14 protein-coding genes and 1 pseudogene are annotated in these 15,004 nt (G+C 67.6%); 9 read left to right on the forward strand and 6 right to left on the reverse strand.

Features of this window, described 5'->3' with window-relative positions; translation table 11 throughout:
* Positions 1-154 precede the first annotated feature (154 nt).
* Positions 155-1,999: a dynamin family protein gene (locus RHA1_RS26755; protein ID WP_011597677.1), complete on the forward strand. Its 1,845-nt coding sequence runs from the start codon at positions 155-157 to the stop codon at positions 1,997-1,999.
* Positions 1,996-3,492: a dynamin family protein gene (locus tag RHA1_RS26760; protein WP_011597678.1), complete on the forward strand. Its 1,497-nt coding sequence runs from the start codon at positions 1,996-1,998 to the stop codon at positions 3,490-3,492. The genes RHA1_RS26755 and RHA1_RS26760 overlap by 4 nt, the downstream gene beginning before the upstream one ends.
* Positions 3,493-3,497: 5 nt before the next feature.
* On the opposite strand, the gene RHA1_RS26765 is transcribed toward RHA1_RS26760, so the two are convergent.
* The 4 genes and pseudogenes from RHA1_RS26765 to galT form a co-directional block, all read right to left on the reverse strand.
* Positions 3,498-4,817 (reverse strand): DUF2252 domain-containing protein, encoded by a 1,320-nt coding sequence (locus RHA1_RS26765; protein ID WP_011597679.1) that lies wholly within the window; start codon positions 4,815-4,817, stop codon positions 3,498-3,500.
* Positions 4,818-4,859: 42 nt separating this feature from the next.
* A pseudogene (locus RHA1_RS53660) lies at positions 4,860-5,009 on the reverse strand (UDP-glucose 4-epimerase GalE); the annotation flags it as partial.
* Positions 5,010-5,143: 134 nt separating this feature from the next.
* Positions 5,144-6,334 (reverse strand): galactokinase, encoded by a 1,191-nt coding sequence (gene galK, locus RHA1_RS26770; protein WP_011597680.1) that lies wholly within the window; start codon positions 6,332-6,334, stop codon positions 5,144-5,146.
* Positions 6,331-7,497, reverse strand: a complete 1,167-nt coding sequence (gene galT / locus RHA1_RS26775; protein ID WP_050787392.1) for a galactose-1-phosphate uridylyltransferase — start codon at positions 7,495-7,497, stop codon at positions 6,331-6,333. The genes galK and galT overlap by 4 nt, the downstream gene beginning before the upstream one ends.
* A 211-nt stretch (positions 7,498-7,708) precedes the next feature.
* On the opposite strand from galT, the gene RHA1_RS51350 reads away from it, so the two are divergent.
* A complete protein-coding gene (locus tag RHA1_RS51350) occupies positions 7,709-8,401 on the forward strand; it encodes an RNA-guided endonuclease InsQ/TnpB family protein (protein ID WP_237727025.1) in 693 nt (230 codons plus the stop codon).
* Between the two features lie 215 nt (positions 8,402-8,616).
* Here RHA1_RS51350 and RHA1_RS26785 read toward each other — a convergent pair whose 3' ends face one another.
* A complete protein-coding gene (locus RHA1_RS26785) occupies positions 8,617-9,159 on the reverse strand; it encodes a DinB family protein (protein ID WP_011597683.1) in 543 nt (180 codons plus the stop codon).
* A 132-nt stretch (positions 9,160-9,291) separates the two neighbouring features.
* Between RHA1_RS26785 and RHA1_RS26790 the strand changes: the two genes are divergently transcribed.
* The gene (locus tag RHA1_RS26790; protein WP_237726962.1) at positions 9,292-9,612 is read left to right on the forward strand and encodes a hypothetical protein; all 321 of its coding nucleotides are present in this window, start codon (positions 9,292-9,294) and stop codon (positions 9,610-9,612) included.
* A 70-nt stretch (positions 9,613-9,682) separates the two neighbouring features.
* The gene (locus RHA1_RS26795) at positions 9,683-9,943 is read left to right on the forward strand and encodes a hypothetical protein (RefSeq protein ID WP_005238337.1); all 261 of its coding nucleotides are present in this window, start codon (positions 9,683-9,685) and stop codon (positions 9,941-9,943) included.
* Between the two features lie 6 nt (positions 9,944-9,949).
* Here RHA1_RS26795 and RHA1_RS26800 read toward each other — a convergent pair whose 3' ends face one another.
* Complete coding sequence (locus tag RHA1_RS26800) at positions 9,950-10,516, reverse strand: hypothetical protein (protein WP_009478757.1); 567 nt, start codon at positions 10,514-10,516, stop codon at positions 9,950-9,952.
* A 300-nt stretch (positions 10,517-10,816) separates the two neighbouring features.
* Between RHA1_RS26800 and dnaK the strand changes: the two genes are divergently transcribed.
* From dnaK to RHA1_RS26820, 4 genes are read left to right on the forward strand one after another with little or no spacing between them, the layout of a single operon-like run.
* Positions 10,817-12,661 carry a molecular chaperone DnaK gene (gene dnaK, locus RHA1_RS26805; protein WP_009478758.1) on the forward strand — a complete coding sequence of 615 codons (1,845 nt, stop codon included), beginning with the start codon at positions 10,817-10,819 and terminating at the stop codon, positions 12,659-12,661.
* A complete protein-coding gene (grpE, locus tag RHA1_RS26810; protein ID WP_009478759.1) occupies positions 12,658-13,308 on the forward strand; it encodes a nucleotide exchange factor GrpE in 651 nt (216 codons plus the stop codon). Before dnaK ends, grpE begins: the two co-directional genes overlap by 4 nt.
* 22 nt (positions 13,309-13,330) lie before the next feature.
* The gene (gene dnaJ, locus RHA1_RS26815; RefSeq protein ID WP_011597685.1) at positions 13,331-14,515 is read left to right on the forward strand and encodes a molecular chaperone DnaJ; all 1,185 of its coding nucleotides are present in this window, start codon (positions 13,331-13,333) and stop codon (positions 14,513-14,515) included.
* The gene (locus tag RHA1_RS26820) at positions 14,515-14,922 is read left to right on the forward strand and encodes a heat shock protein transcriptional repressor HspR (protein ID WP_011597686.1); all 408 of its coding nucleotides are present in this window, start codon (positions 14,515-14,517) and stop codon (positions 14,920-14,922) included. Before dnaJ ends, RHA1_RS26820 begins: the two co-directional genes overlap by 1 nt.
* The last annotated feature ends 82 nt before the right edge of the window (positions 14,923-15,004 follow it).

The raw sequence follows: 15,004 nt of genomic DNA on the forward strand, positions 1-15,004 counted from the left end.
ATCCCCCAGACGGGGTGGCCGGAACCGCCGTACGATGTAACGAAATCAGCCCCGGACGCGTTATGCGTGCGGGGCTGTTTCACACAGTCGGGTGTCGGTGCACTGAACGTGGTGTCCGCACAGAGGTCGGAAGAATTGCGGGTCAACGAAGCTCATGGACAGTGCAGCCGCCGAGAAGAATCCAGCCGGGTCCCAGTCGATGACGGCGTTGCTCGAGCAGGCCCTGGTCGTGGCGAAGAGGTTCGGTCGTGGCGATTTGGCGCAGCGCCTCGACTCGGCCCGGACCCGGGTGCAGGATCCGCGGATGCGGATCGTGGTGGTCGGACCGCTCAAGCAGGGCAAGAGCCAGTTCGTGAACTCCCTCCTCAACCTCACCGTGTGCTCGGTGGGCGACGACGAGACCACCGCGATCCCCACCGTCGTCCAGAACGCCGAGGTGGCGTCGGCGGAACTGCTCCTCGCCGATCCGGGTGCCGACCCGATCCGGGTTCCTCTTCCGCTCGACGAGCTGAACGGCATCACGCCGGCCTCGCCCCGCGCCGAGGGCAGGGAGGTGCTGCGGGTGGAGGTCAACGTCCCGAGCCCGCTCCTCGCCGACGGTCTGGTCCTGGTCGACACGCCCGGCGTGGGCGGTGCCGGCAACCCGCACGCGGCGAGCACACTCGGGCTGATCCCGGCGTCGGATGCCGTGTTCGTTCTGTCCGACGCCAGCCAGGAATTCACCGAACCGGAGCTCGGATTCATTCGCCAGGTCACGAGCCTGTGCCCGTCGGTGGCGTGCCTGATCAGCAAGACCGACCTGTACCCGCACTGGCGAGAGATCGTCGAAGCCGACCGCGGGCACCTCGCGCGGGCCGGTCTCGACGTTCCCCTGATCCCGATCTCCTCGGTGCTGCGTTCGCACGCGCTGCGACTGCAGGACGAGGAACTCAACACCGAGTCCGGTTTCGTCGACCTGTACGCGTTCCTGCGCGAGCGAGTGGTGGCGCGGGCGGAGGCGAACACGCGCCGGGCGGTGTCGCTGGACGTGTCCTCCGCGGCCGAGCATCTCACCCTGGGGATCGGCAGTGAGCTTGCCGCCCTGCGCGATCCGGCGAAGGGCGTCGCCGCGGTCGCCGAACTGCAGAAGGCGAAGGCCGCCGCCGAGGAGCTGCACAAGAAGACGTCGCTGTGGCAGCAGACGCTGGGTGACGGTATAGCCGACCTGGCCGCGGACATCGATCACGACCTCCGGGACCGGTTGCGCCGCGTCACCCGGGAGGCCGAGGAGACCGTCGACGAGGGCGACCCCGGCAAGGATTGGGACGCGCTGGGTCAGTGGCTCGAGCAGGAGTTCGCCACCGCGATCGGCGACAACTTCGTGTGGGCCCACGACCGCGCGCTGTGGCTGGCCGAGGTGGTGGCGCAGCACTTCGCCGAGACGGGTGCGGTCGAGCTGCCGCACCTGGACGTCGCGGACGTCGACGGTGTCCTCGAACCGGTGGCCTCGCTCGCGGACCTCGAGGCCGGACGTATCGGCATCACGCAGAAGGTTCTCGTCGGGATGCGCGGGTCGTACGGCGGCGTCCTCATGTTCGGTCTGATCACCACCATGATGGGGATGGCCCTGGTCAATCCGATCTCGATCGGCGCCGGAGTCCTCCTCGGCACGAAGGCGTACCGGGAAGACAAGGAGAGCCGGATCCTGAAGCGGCGGGCGGAGGCGAAGGCCGCGATCCGCCGGTTCGCCGACGACGCCAGCTTCCAGGTGGGCAAGGAGTCGAAGGATCGGCTCCGGTCGATTCAGCGGTTGCTGCGCGACCATTTCAGTGCGATCGCCGAGCAGGCGCTGCGGTCGATCAACGACTCGCTGCGCGCCGCGCAGGAGGCGGCGAATCTCGAGTCCACCGAACGGACCCGCCGGATCGCGCAGCTCGAGAAGGACCTGCACGTTGCATCCGAACTGAAACAGCAAGCCGCGCAACTCGTCGCAGGCGACGCGGGAGCGGTCACGGCATGACGGCCGCTCCGCTTCACGAGGCCCGGGCACTCATCGCGTCCGCCCGGCAGTTGTACGCGGGCAGACCCGAGATCCGGGATCAGCTGACCGAATGCGCGCGGCGACTGGAACAACCGTTGCGGGTGGCTCTTGCCGGTTCGCTGAAGGCCGGCAAGTCCACTCTGCTCAATTCCCTGGTGGGTCAGGACATCGCGCCCACCGACGCGACCGAATGCACCCGCGTCGTCACCTGGTACCGCAGCGGGTCGACGCCCACCGTGACGGCCTGGTACCAGCCGGACCCCGGTAGCGGCGCCCAGCGTTCCGCCAACGTCCCGGTGCTGCGCCGGGACGGACATCTCACGTTCGACCTGGGCCACCTCACCGCCGACCAGGTGGACCGCCTCGACGTGGAGTGGCCGTCGTCCGCCCTGGCTCATACGACGATCATCGACACCCCGGGCACGTCCTCGTTGTCGAGGGACGTCTCGGCCCGCACCCTCGAGATGCTCACCCCCGACAACGAGGCGTCCGGCGCCGACGCCGTGGTCTACCTGCTGCGCACGCTGAACGCGACCGACGTCCAGTTCCTCGGTCAGATCGGCGACCACGTGGGCGACGAATCGGGACCGCTCGGTGTGGTCGGTGTCGTGTCGCGGGCCGACGAGGTGGGGGCGGGACGCCTGGACGCCATGATGTCCGCGAAGGAAGTGGCGTCCCGGTTCGCGGGCGAACTCGAGCGCACCGGGCTGTGCCAGGCCGTGGTCCCCGTCGCGGGTCTGCTGGCGCTCGGTGCCCGCACGATGCGTCAGGCCGAGTTCACCGCGTTCCAGCATCTGGCCGAGGTCCCGGTGGACGACCTGAACCTGGCGATGCTGTCGGCCGACCGGTTCGCGCGTGAGGACAGTCCGCTTCCAGTGGACGCCCGGATGCGCGCTCAGCTGGCAGACCGCTTCGGGCTCTTCGGGATCCGGATGGCCGTCACCCTGATCCGGCTGGGCACCAAGGACTCGCCGACGCTGGCGGCGGAATTGGTGGAACGCAGCGGCCTCGACGAATTGCGTCAGGTGATCGACATCCAGTTCGGGCAGCGGGCCGACCAGTTGAAGACCCACTCGGCGCTCGTGGCACTCAAGCGGGTGCTCACGGCGCATCCGGTGCCGGGTGCGGGTGAGATCCTGATGTCGGCCGAACGGCTGCTCTCCGACGTGCACGGTTTTCAGGAACTGCGCCTGCTCGGGCGCCTGCGGTCCACCGAGGTGGGGTTGCCCGCCGACGACGTGGCCGAGTTGCAACGCCTGATCGGCGGATTCGGGATCCAGATCGCCGAACGACTGGGCACCGACGGCGACGACTCCGTGGAGTTGCAGCGGATGCGGGCACTCGCCGCGGTGCGGAAGTGGCGCGAACGGGCACGCCACCCGTTGCTCGACCAGTTCACCGCGCGGGCCTGCACCGTCGCCGCCCGCAGCGCGGAAGGTGTTCTGGAGGAACTGAACACCGTCCGACTGTAGCTCGGTTACGTCGCGGAGACGCCCGCGATCTCGCCTTCCCGGAACGCGTTCACGAACAGTTGGTGATCCCTGCGGCTCACCTCGGCGTACGCGATGCCGAAGTCGATGATCTCGCCGACGAACTCGTCCAGCCTGCCGTCGACGACGTTCCGGATGGCGTCCTCGGTCTGGAACGTGACGAGGGTCTGATCGCTGTCCTCGTCGGAGACGCAATGCACCTTCGCCGTCGCCCGGCCGAGGTCCTCGAGCACCGGCGCGATGTCCTCCGGTTCGGTGAGATCCGACCAGTCGAGGTCCAGTTCGTACGGGGAGAGTTCGGCGACCACGAAACCGGTGCCGCCGATCTCCGTGTAGCCGAGCAGCGGATCCGTGTGGACCTGCAGCGCGCGCTGACTCACCACCGTGCGGTGTCCTTCGTGCTCGAAGTAGTCGCGGACCCGGGATTCGTCGACGACGCGGCTGGGCGCAGCGACGTTGCCCTGCTTGAGTGAGAGCACGATGTCGTTCTCGAGCGCCTGGGTCGCCCCTTCGATGAGCACGTTGTACGCAGGAAGACCGGCGCTGCCGATCCCGAAGCCCTTCCGCCCGACCACGTCCTTGATCCGGTAGAACACCGGTCGCGTGGATCGCTTGCTGCTGGGCACCCTCTCGATGTACGTGTCCAGCGCCTCGCACACGGTCGCGCGTTCCTCCTCGTCGAGTTCGCGGACACCGCGGCCCCGCCGGAAACGCCGGTCGTAGTCCTCGATCACCGTGACGGACTCGAGCAGGTCCACCCGGGTGGCGAGGCGCGCGCTCAGCAGCAGGTCCTGGATGGCGCCGCGCGAATTGTCCAGGCGCAGCGCGTACGCCTCGTCCGCTTCCCGCTGCACATAGTGCAGGACGTGCTCGACGTAACTGCGCAGGTAAGTGTCGGCGAGTGCCCGGACATCGCTCTCGGGGAGGGCCTTCTGCCACCCCATCAGTGCGAGACTCGCGACGAACCGGCGAAGATCCCAGCTGAACGGCCCCACGTACGCCTCGTCGAAATCGTTGACGTCGAAGACGAGGGTGCCCTCCGCATTCATGTACGTGCCGAAATTCTCCAGATGCAGATCGCCGTGAATCCACACCCGGCCGGTGCGCTCGTCCGCCCACGGATCATCGAAGTCACGCAGATCGTCGTAGAAGAGGCAGGCGCTGCCCCGGAAGAAGGCGAACGGATCGGCGGCCATCTTCCGGAACTTCGTGCGAAACGCACTCGGATCCGCCTCCATCAGATCGGCGAAGGCCTCGACGAGGACCTCCACGATCCGACCCTGCCTTGCGGAATCGTCGACGTCCACCCCAGCCTCCTTCTCGCGGTCGACGGGACGCGACACGCCTCGTCACGACCGCACTGCACCACGGTAGCGTTCCCGCGCGCCCAGCGACTGCAGATACGTCCACGCATCGGCCACGATCGAATCGAGGTCCGTGTGTCTCGGTCGCCAGCCCAGTTCGGCCTGCACACGTTCGCCGGACGCGATGAGGACCGCTGCTGCAGGATGCCCGCTTTCATAACGGCCACGCGGTCGCCCATGGTCATGGCCTCCACCTGGTCATGGCCTCCACCTGGTCGTGGTCGCCCATGGTCACCGCCTCCACCTGGTCGTGGTCGTCGAAGGGGATCTCAGAGTCGGTGCGCCGAGCCCGACGGCTCGGCGTGCAGGAACTGGGGGACGGGCAGGGACGCGCTGCCGGCGCGTCGGGCGACGTTCTCGGCGACGGCGTTTACCCGGTCGGCGGGTACGAGGGCGATCGCGGAGCCGCCGAAACCGCCGCCGGTCATCCGCGCACCCCAGGCCCCGGCTTCGAGGGCAGCGTCGACGGCGGAGTCGAGTTCGACGGAGCTGACCTCGTAGTCGTCGCGCAACGAGGCGTGCGAGCGGTTCAGGGCGTCGCCGATGTCGGAGATCCGGCCGCGGTCGAGCAGGTCGGCGACTTCCCGGACGCGGCGGATCTCGCCGAGCACGTGCCGGACCCGCTGTGCTGCCGGGGAACTCAGCGCCGCGACGGCCGTGTCGGTGTCGGCGACGTCGCGCAGGGTGGCGACGCCGAGGTCGGCGCAGGCCTTCTCGATGGTGGCCCGCCGGGTGCCGTACCGGCCGTCGACCAGCCGGTGCGGCGCGTTGGTGTCGATGACCACCAGCCGGGCGTCCGCGGAGTCGAAGTCGAGCGGAACGTGCCGGGTGGCGCCGTCCCGGCAGTCGAGGAGCAGGGCGTGGCCGGGGCGGGCGAGCATCGCGACCGACTGGTCCATGCCGCCGGTGGACGCGCCGGCGATCTCGTTCTCCGCGAGGATGGACGCGGTGATCAGCGGCCGGCGGCCGGCGTCGTCCGTGGGCAGGCCGGCGAGGTCGGCGACGGCGAGCGCGAAGGCGCACTCGAGCGCGGCCGAACTCGACAGCCCGGAGCCGACGGGGACAGTCGAATGCACTGCGACGTCGAAACCGGTTCCCGCCGTGAGGTGTCCGGACCGGCGTAGCGCCCACACCACCCCGGCGACGTACGCGGCCCAGCCGGCCGGATGTCCCGGGGCGACGTCGTCGAGCGGACCGTGCCAGGACTCGCCGGTGTGCGTGGACACGGCGTGCAGGATCCCGTCGCCGCGCACGCGGACGGCGACGACGGTCACGTAGGGGAGCGCGAACGGCAGAACCAGTCCGCCGGCGTAGTCGACGTGCTCACCGATGAGGTTGACCCGGCCTGGTGCCGTCCAGACGCCGTCCGCGGCGCCGCCGAACGTGCTGCGGAACAACGCCTCCGCGGGGTCCGCGACCGCGGCGGCGTGGACGGGGGCGACCCACTGCGCCGCACTCACGACGCCACCTCCCGCAGCCGGTCGGCGATGCGCTCGGGGGTGGTGTCGTTGACCCACGCCCCCATCCCGGATTCGGATCCCGCCAGGTATTTCATCCGGCCGGGGGACCGCATCATCGAGAACAGTTGCAGGTGCAGGCGTCCGAGTGGGCGGTCCTCGCCGACGGGCGCCTGGTGCCACGCGGCGATGTAGGGCACGGCGTCGACACCCTCGAAGAACCGGTCGACCCGCCGCAGCAGTTCGAGATAGACGTGGGCGAGTTCGTCGCGCTCGTCTTCGGACAGTTCGGTGAGGTCACGGACGTCGCGGTGCGGTGCGAGATGTACCTCCAGCGGCCAGCGCGAGGCAGCGGGAACGTACGCGGTCCAGTGTTCGGCGGCCAGGACCACGCGCCTGCCGGATCGTGTTTCGGCGTCGAGGACGTCGGCCAGCAGGAGCCGCCCGGTGCTCTCGAAGTGCTCGCGGGAGCGCCGGATCAGCGCGTCCGTGCGGGGCGGCAGGTACGGGTAGGCATAGATCTGTCCGTGCGGATGGGTCAGGGTGACGCCGATTTCCTTGCCCCGGTTCTCGAAGCAGAACACCTGCCGGACCCCCGGCAGCGCCGACAGTTCGGCGGTGCGGTCGGCCCAGACGTCTACGACGGTGCGGACCCGGGCGACGCTCAGGGTGGCGAAGGCGGCATCCGGGTTGCTGGTGAAGCACACGACCTCACATCTGCCGGCTCCCGGTGCCAACGGCCACAACGCTTCTCCGTCGACGCAGTCCGGAAGGTCCTGCTCGGCGGCGGCCGTCGCCAGCGACGGGAACCGGTTCTCGAACACCACCACGTCGTAGTCGTCGGCCGGAATCTCCGTGGGCGCCTTGCCCGGCACACTCGGGGCGAGCGGCGACGCGTCCGGCGGCGGCAGGAACGTGCGGTCCATCCGCTGGGCGGCGATGACCACCCATTCCCCGGTGAGCACGTCGAACCGCATCTGCGCCTGCGACACCGCCGGCGGCAGCGGACGTGAATCAACAAGCTCGCGGGTGGCTCCGCCCGACACGTACGGCTCCGAGTCGTCGAAGTAGATCAGTTCGCGGCCGTCCGCGAGGGTCGTCCGGGTCTTACGCATCCGGAGCCGTGTGCCGGTCTCCCGCGCATCCTGTTCGTCACGCACGGTCATCGACGAGTCCTTCCCGGTTCTCCCGTGTCACCAGCCCACCGGGAATGGTGGGACGGATTCCGTACAGGACTGCTGTCCCGGGCAACGCGTGCAGCCCGAGGTTTGGTCACTGGAGTTCGGTGAGTCCAGATCCGATTCTGTCCTCTGCCCTTCGAAAGTCAACACAAACGAACAATTTTGCAACTTTTCGATCATCGCGTGTTGGACGCCGATGAAGTGCACAGTTGTCGAGAACCCCCGCCTGCTCCGCCGCGCCGAATGCAGGATCGAAAGAGCCCGGCGAGAGGTGGCGAGAAAACAGAAAGGATCCAACAACCGACGAAAGGCGGTTCGCAAGGTCGCTCGCCTGCACGCCAGGGTCGCCGATGCACGCAGGGACTTTCATCACCAGACTTCGACCAGCATCATTCGCGATAACCAAGCGGTGTATATGGAGAATTTGGCCGTGAACGGTCTCGCTCGCACGCGGTTGGCGAAGTCAGTTCACGACGCCGGCTGGTCAGCTTTCGCGTCGATGCTCGAGTACAAGGCGATCCGTTATGGACGCACATTCCATCGTATCGATCGGTGGTTTCCGTCAACCAGGATGTGTTCGACGTGTGGGACTGTCGGCGAAAGGAAGCCACTGAACGTCCGCGCGTGGACTTGCGGATGTGGCTCCGTCCACGACCGAGACCACAATGCAGCCAAGAATATCCTCGCGGCGGGACGCGCCGAGAGACTAAACGCCTGTGGAGCGAGGGTAAGACCGGCAGCGATGTCGGCGCAGCGCGGCGAAGCAGGAACCCACCGAGGTAGCCGACCGGCTGCGGTAGAAAATCCCGACCCCAGGGTCGAGGAGGATGTCAAAATGACTTTTTCTGGGCAAGAAGAAGCTGGGGAGGCGAGTACCACTTTGAGGTAAGGGCCACCTGATAATGGGTTGGGTCCCGGGTGGGGAACCGTACCCCTGGGGTAGGTAGCCGGTGCCCCCGCGGCGGGGCACCATGGTTTTCACCAGTCGGCGAAAGGTTGGACCGCAGGAGGTAAGTCAACACTCGAAACGCCACATGCTGAGAAGAGAACACCTCACCGGAACCCGAACCCGGTGAGGTGTTTTCGTCTGTTCTGCCGGGTGGGTCAGAACTCCATGCCCGCGTCGGCGCCCATCTTCATGGTGGTGTTTCCGCCGTCGAGGGATTCCCGGATGATGTCGGCGTGACCGGAATGGTGGCCGGTCTCCCGGATGATGTGGAGCAGGGTGCGGCGGATCGTCCACCACTGCCGCTCGGGTGCCCAGGGTGCGGTGGGCAGGGGGACGAGCACGTCCAGGTCGTCGAGGCCGGCCACGGCGGCCTCCGTCGCGCGGGCCACCTCGGCGTACTCGGCGAGCAGTCCCTCGAGGGTTTCGTCGTCGCGCATGTAGTACTTCTCCATCGCCCACTCCATGTCGAATTCCGCGTTCTCGTCCGGCTCGAGAATGGTTTCGACCCAGTGCTTTTCCGTGTGGGACACGTGCTTGATCAGTCCGCCGAGCGTCAGGTCGCTGACGGTCGAACGCTGCCGTGCCTGTGCGTCGTCGATGCCGCGGACGGTGATCAACAGGGTGGCTCGCTGCTCCTGGAGGATCTGGAGGAGGTCGGCGCGCTCACCGGTGGCCGGGGACTTCTGCGAAGTGGTCATGAGAAGAACAGTAGAAGCAATTGAGGTCAGAAACGGTCCTCATTAGGAAGGCCTTCTCAGGGTTTTTCTCGGGGTCCAAGTTGGGTGCCTTCCTGGATGTGCGGAAAGCGTCCGCCGCGAAGGATTCTCGGTATGAACTTCGACTCTCCGACACCGGCGCCCCGGCCTTCGCGCCGACGCGTGTGGCCCCGCGTTCTCGGCGGCATGGTGTCGCCCGTCCTCGTCGCCGTCACGGTGGGAGCCGGCACGTTCGCCTACGCCTCGACCGCCGCGGAGAGCGACGCCGGCGGGCAGATGGAATTCAGGCGAGCCCTGACGATTCCACCGCTCGCGCCGGGTGTTGCGGGCCCTTATCTGGGTACCCCCACGGTGACGCGCCATCTCGATATCGCCGGGTCGAGCCGGATCGGCGCGGGCGAACCCGCGATGCCCCACCAGCCCGCACCCGGGTGACCCCGCCCGGTTCTCTCTTCGGAGTCCGCCCAGCCCACCGATGATCAGCCCATCGATGAAAGGAATCATCATGATCCGCACGACGATGACCGCACTGGCAGCCGTGGCTCTCGTGTTCGGCGCCGCGTCCGTGACCCAGACCGCTGCCGCCCACCCGGCCTGCAACTCCTCCTACGAGGGCACGACCAACGACGAGTACGACCCGGACCCCGACTTCACGGGGACGACCAACGACGAGTACGACCCCGATCCCGAGTACTCGGGCACGTCCAACCGCGAATACGACCCGGACCCGGAGTTCCACGGCAGCACCGATCCGTGCCAGGTGTGAGTCCGGTCAGCGGTTCCGGCGCAGCCACGGAGACACACCGGGAGCGAACAGGGCGAGCACTCCCACCGCGACGAGGGCGCTGTAGGCGAGCGGCGCCCATTGCAGCACACCGGCGGTCGCGTCACCGGCGTCGGACAGCAGGGTCCACAGGCCCACTCCGCCGGCGACGCTGAGGACGCCGACGACGGCGAGGGTGATCTGGCCCGCCGGTTTCCGGGCGCGCAGGAGTTGTATGCCCAGCAGTCCGAGGAGGATCAGGACGACGGCGATGGCACCGCTGCCGATCAGCGTCAGGTTCACCGTGTCGGTGATGTCCGTCGCGGAGTCCCCGGGATTGTCCGCGGCGACCGACGCCTCGAGGGCGTCGCGGACGGCGCCCAGGTCGAGCGCGATGGCGCCGGCGATTCCGGCGAGAACGACGAACGATCCCACCCAGGCGGACAGCGACACCGCGACGGCCTTCGGGGTGTCATCGGTGGGGGTGGCGCGCAGCGGGCTGACCGCGAACTCCGGACGCGGCGGTACGGGTCGCGGCGGTTCGGGCCGGCGTGGCGGCTGTTCGGGTGTCGTCACGCTGCGATCCTATCGACCTGCCGTAGCGTGGCGTGCCGACGCGCGGGTCCGCGTCGGCGGCCTCGCTACGGGAAGGCCTCGAAACAAGGCGCCGAAAAAAGATGTGGGCATCCGGGAACAAATCTCCGCACCCCTCCGTTGAGCCTTACGACAACATGAGCGTGCAAGACTCAAGTTCGAATTGACTCCCGACGGTGTCGGAGTGCAAACTTGAGCGGAGGGCGCTCACTAAGCGCCAACATCGCAGTTCAGTAATGAAAAACCTGCCCACAGGACTGCAAAACGAAAGTGAGGAACACTATGGCTCGTGCCGTCGGTATCGACCTCGGTACAACGAACTCGGTCGTGTCTGTGCTGGAAGGCGGCGAGCCCGTAGTGGTCGCCAACGCCGAAGGTTCACGCACCACCCCGTCGATCGTCGCCTTCGCCAAGAACGGTGAGGTGCTGGTCGGCCAGCCCGCCAAGAACCAGGCCGTCACCAACGTCGATCGCACCATCCGCTCCGTCAAGCGCCACATCGGTACCGACTGGAACGTGGAGATCGACGGCAAGAAGTACACGCCCCAGGAGATCAGCGCGCGCACGCTCATGAAGCTGAAGCGCGACGCCGAGGCGTACCTGGGTGAGGACATCACGGACGCCGTGATCACCGTCCCCGCGTACTTCGAGGACGCCCAGCGTCAGGCCACGAAGGAAGCCGGCCAGATCGCCGGTCTCAACGTCCTGCGCATCGTCAACGAGCCCACCGCGGCCGCACTGGCCTACGGCCTGGACAAGGGCGACAAGGAACAGACCATCCTGGTCTTCGACCTCGGTGGCGGCACCTTCGACGTCTCGCTGCTCGAAATCGGCGACGGCGTCGTCGAGGTTCGCGCCACGTCCGGTGACAACCACCTCGGTGGTGACGACTGGGACGAGCGCATCGTCACGTGGCTCGTCGACAAGTTCAAGGCTCAGAACGGCATCGATCTGACCAAGGACAAGATGGCACTGCAGCGTCTCCGCGAGGCTGCCGAGAAGGCCAAGATCGAACTGTCCTCGTCGCAGAGCACGTCGATCAACCTGCCCTACATCACCGTCGACGCGGACAAGAACCCGCTGTTCCTCGACGAGCAGTTGTCCCGCAGCGAGTTCCAGAAGATCACGTCCGATCTCCTCGACCGCACCCGCGCGCCGTTCCAGGCCGTGATCAAGGACAGCGGCATCGCCGTCAAGGACATCGACCACGTCGTGCTCGTCGGTGGTTCCACCCGTATGCCCGCAGTCTCCGATCTGGTGCGCGAGCTGACCGGTGGCCGTGAGCCCAACAAGGGTGTCAACCCGGACGAGGTCGTCGCCGTCGGCGCCGCCCTGCAGGCCGGTGTCCTCAAGGGCGAGGTCAAGGACGTGCTGCTCCTCGACGTCACCCCGCTGTCCCTCGGCATCGAGACCAAGGGTGGCGTGATGACCAAGCTCATCGAGCGCAACACCACCATCCCGACCAAGCGTTCCGAGACCTTCACCACCGCTGACGACAACCAGCCTTCGGTGCAGATCCAGGTGTTCCAGGGTGAGCGCGAAATCGCCTCGCACAACAAGCTGCTCGGCTCGTTCGAGCTGGCCGACCTGCCGCCCGCCCCGCGTGGCGTGCCGCAGATCGAGGTCACCTTCGACATCGATGCCAACGGCATCGTGCACGTGACCGCCAAGGACAAGGGCACGGGCAAGGAGAACACGATCAAGATCCAGGACGGCTCCGGTCTGTCCAAGGAAGAGATCGAGCGGATGGTCAAGGACGCCGAGGCTCACGCCGAGGAAGACAAGGCCCGCCGCGAAGAGGCCGAGGTGCGCAACCAGGCCGAGTCGCTGGTGCACCAGACCGAGAAGTTCATCAAGGACAACGAGGACAAGGTGCCCGCCGACGTCAAGGAGAAGGTCGAGGCTGCCATCAAGGAAGCCAACGACGCTCTCGCAGGCACCGACATCGCGGCCGTCAAGACCGCGGTCGAGAAGCTGGCCACCGAGTCGCAGGCCCTCGGCCAGGCGATCTACGAGGCCAGTGCCGCTGAGGAAGCCGCCAACACCGACGGCTCCGGCGCGAATGGTGCCGACGACGTCGTCGACGCCGAGGTCGTGGACGAGCCGTCCGACTCGGAGAAGAAGTGACGTCCGACAACACCGAGCAGGAACCGGTCACTTTCGTGGACAAGCGGAAGATCGACCCCGAGACCGGTCGGACACGGGACGCGGAGCCGGTAGTGGAGCCCCTCGCGGGCACCGCTGCCGCCCCGCAGCCCGGCTCGGTGGACGAAGGGGCCCTGCCGGAGACGGCAGCTCCGGAGACGGACGAGTTGGCGGAGCGCACCGCCGACCTGCAACGACTGCAGGCGGAGTACGCCAACTACCGCCGCCGCGTCCAGCGCGACAAGCAGGCCGACATCGCGAACGCCAAGGCGTCCGTCGTCGGTGAGCTCATCGCGGTGCTGGACGACCTCGACCGTGCACGCAGCCACGGCGACCTCGACTCGGGGCCGCTGAAGGGTGTGGCAGACAAGCTCACCGGCACTCTCACGTCGCTCGGCCTGAGCGAGTTCGGCGCCGAGGGCGACGCATTCGATCCGGCGCTGCACGAGGCAGTGCAGCACGAGGGCGAGGGTCACGACCCCGTTCTCGGCACGGTGATGCGAAAGGGCTACAAATTCGGTGATCGCGTCCTGCGGCATGCGATGGTAGCTGTGATCGATCGCGCAGGCGATGCCGGCGCGAACACCTCCGACGAGGCGGCGAAGCCCGCCGAGTCGGAACAAGAGTAAGAGCGAGAGGAGGAGACGCCCAGTGAGCCAACGGGAGTGGATCGAAAAGGACTTCTACAAGGAGCTGGGCGTCTCGTCCCACGCATCCGCGGACGAGATCAAGAAGGCGTACCGCAAACTCGCCCGCGACCTTCATCCCGACGCGAACCCCGGCGACACGAAGGCCGAGGAGCGTTTCAAGTCCGTCAGCGAAGCACACGCCGTGCTCTCGGACCCTGCCAAGCGCAAGGAATACGACGAGGCCCGGCGACTGTTCGCGAGCGGCGGTTTCGGGCAGGGCGGCGGCGGATTCAACCCCGGAGCCGGTGGTTTCGGCCAGGGCGGATTCGACATCAACGACCTGTTCGGTGGCGGCGGCGCGGCGGCCGGTGACGGCGGCTTCGGCGACATCTTCGGTGGCCTGTTCAATCGCGGCGCCGGTGGCGGCGGCGCGACCCGCACGACCAACCGTCCCCGTCGTGGCAGCGACGTCGAGACGGAGACCACCCTCGAATTCCGCGAAGCCACGCTCGGCGTCACGGTTCCGCTGCGTCTGACCAGCCCGTCGCCGTGCACCACCTGCCACGGCAGCGGTGCCAAGCCGGGAACCAGCCCGCGAGTCTGCCCGCGTTGCAACGGGACCGGAATCGTCAGCCGCAACCAGGGCGCGTTCGGGTTCAGTGAGCCGTGCGACGACTGCCGCGGTACCGGCTCCATCATCGACTCGCCGTGCGAGGTGTGCCACGGCAACGGCGTCACCAACCGGACTCGCACCATCACCGTCCGCGTCCCCGCGGGTGTCAGTGACGGACAGAAGATCCGGCTGGCAGGCCAGGGTGAGGCCGGCCTGCGCGGCGCACCGTCCGGCGACCTGTTCGTCACGGTCCGGGTGCGTCCCGACAAGGTGTTCGGCCGCAACGGCGACGACCTCACGCTCGTCGTTCCCGTCAGTTACGGTGAGCTCGTGCTCGGAACCACCGTCTCCGTCCCCACCTTGGAGGGGCGTGTCGGTGTGAAGATTCCTGCGGGCACCGCCGACGGCCGGGTTCTGCGGGTTCGCGGGCGAGGCGTCCCCAAGCGTGCCGGTGGCGCCGGTGACCTACTGGTCACGGTCAAGGTCGCCGTTCCGCAGAAGCTCGACGACCCGGCCACCGAAGCATTGAAGACCTATCTGGAAGCAGAGAAGGCCAGCGGATTCGATCCGAGGGCCGGGTGGGCGGGTGCTTGATGAGCGATACGACTCAGGATCCACGCGAGAGCGCCGTTGATCCGGACGCCCAGATCTTCGTGATCTCGGTGGCCGCGGAACTCGCCGGCATGCATGCGCAGACGTTGCGCAACTACGACCGGCTCGGTCTCGTCACCCCGCACCGCACGTCCGGTGGCGGCCGACGGTACTCGCCGCGGGATGTGGCGTTGCTCCGCGAGGTGCAACGCCTCTCGCAGGACGAGGGTGTCAACCTCGCCGGGATCAAGCGGATCATCGAGCTCACCAACCAGGTGGAGGCTCTGCAGCACCGGGTTCGCGAGCTGGCCGAGGAGATCGCGAAGATTCACGCCGGGTACCGGCGCGACCTCGTTCCGATCCCACGGAGCAACGCGCTCGTCGTGTGGAAGCCGCGGCACCAGCGCTGACCCGGCGATCTCTCGGGTGAACCGAACCGATGTCGCACTGGTCCTGTCGGAGTGAACCAGTGCGACATCGGGCCCCAACCCC

Origin of the sequence: Rhodococcus jostii RHA1, from assembly GCF_000014565.1 — a bacterium.
Lineage (GTDB): Bacteria > Actinomycetota > Actinomycetes > Mycobacteriales > Mycobacteriaceae > Rhodococcus_F > Rhodococcus_F jostii_A.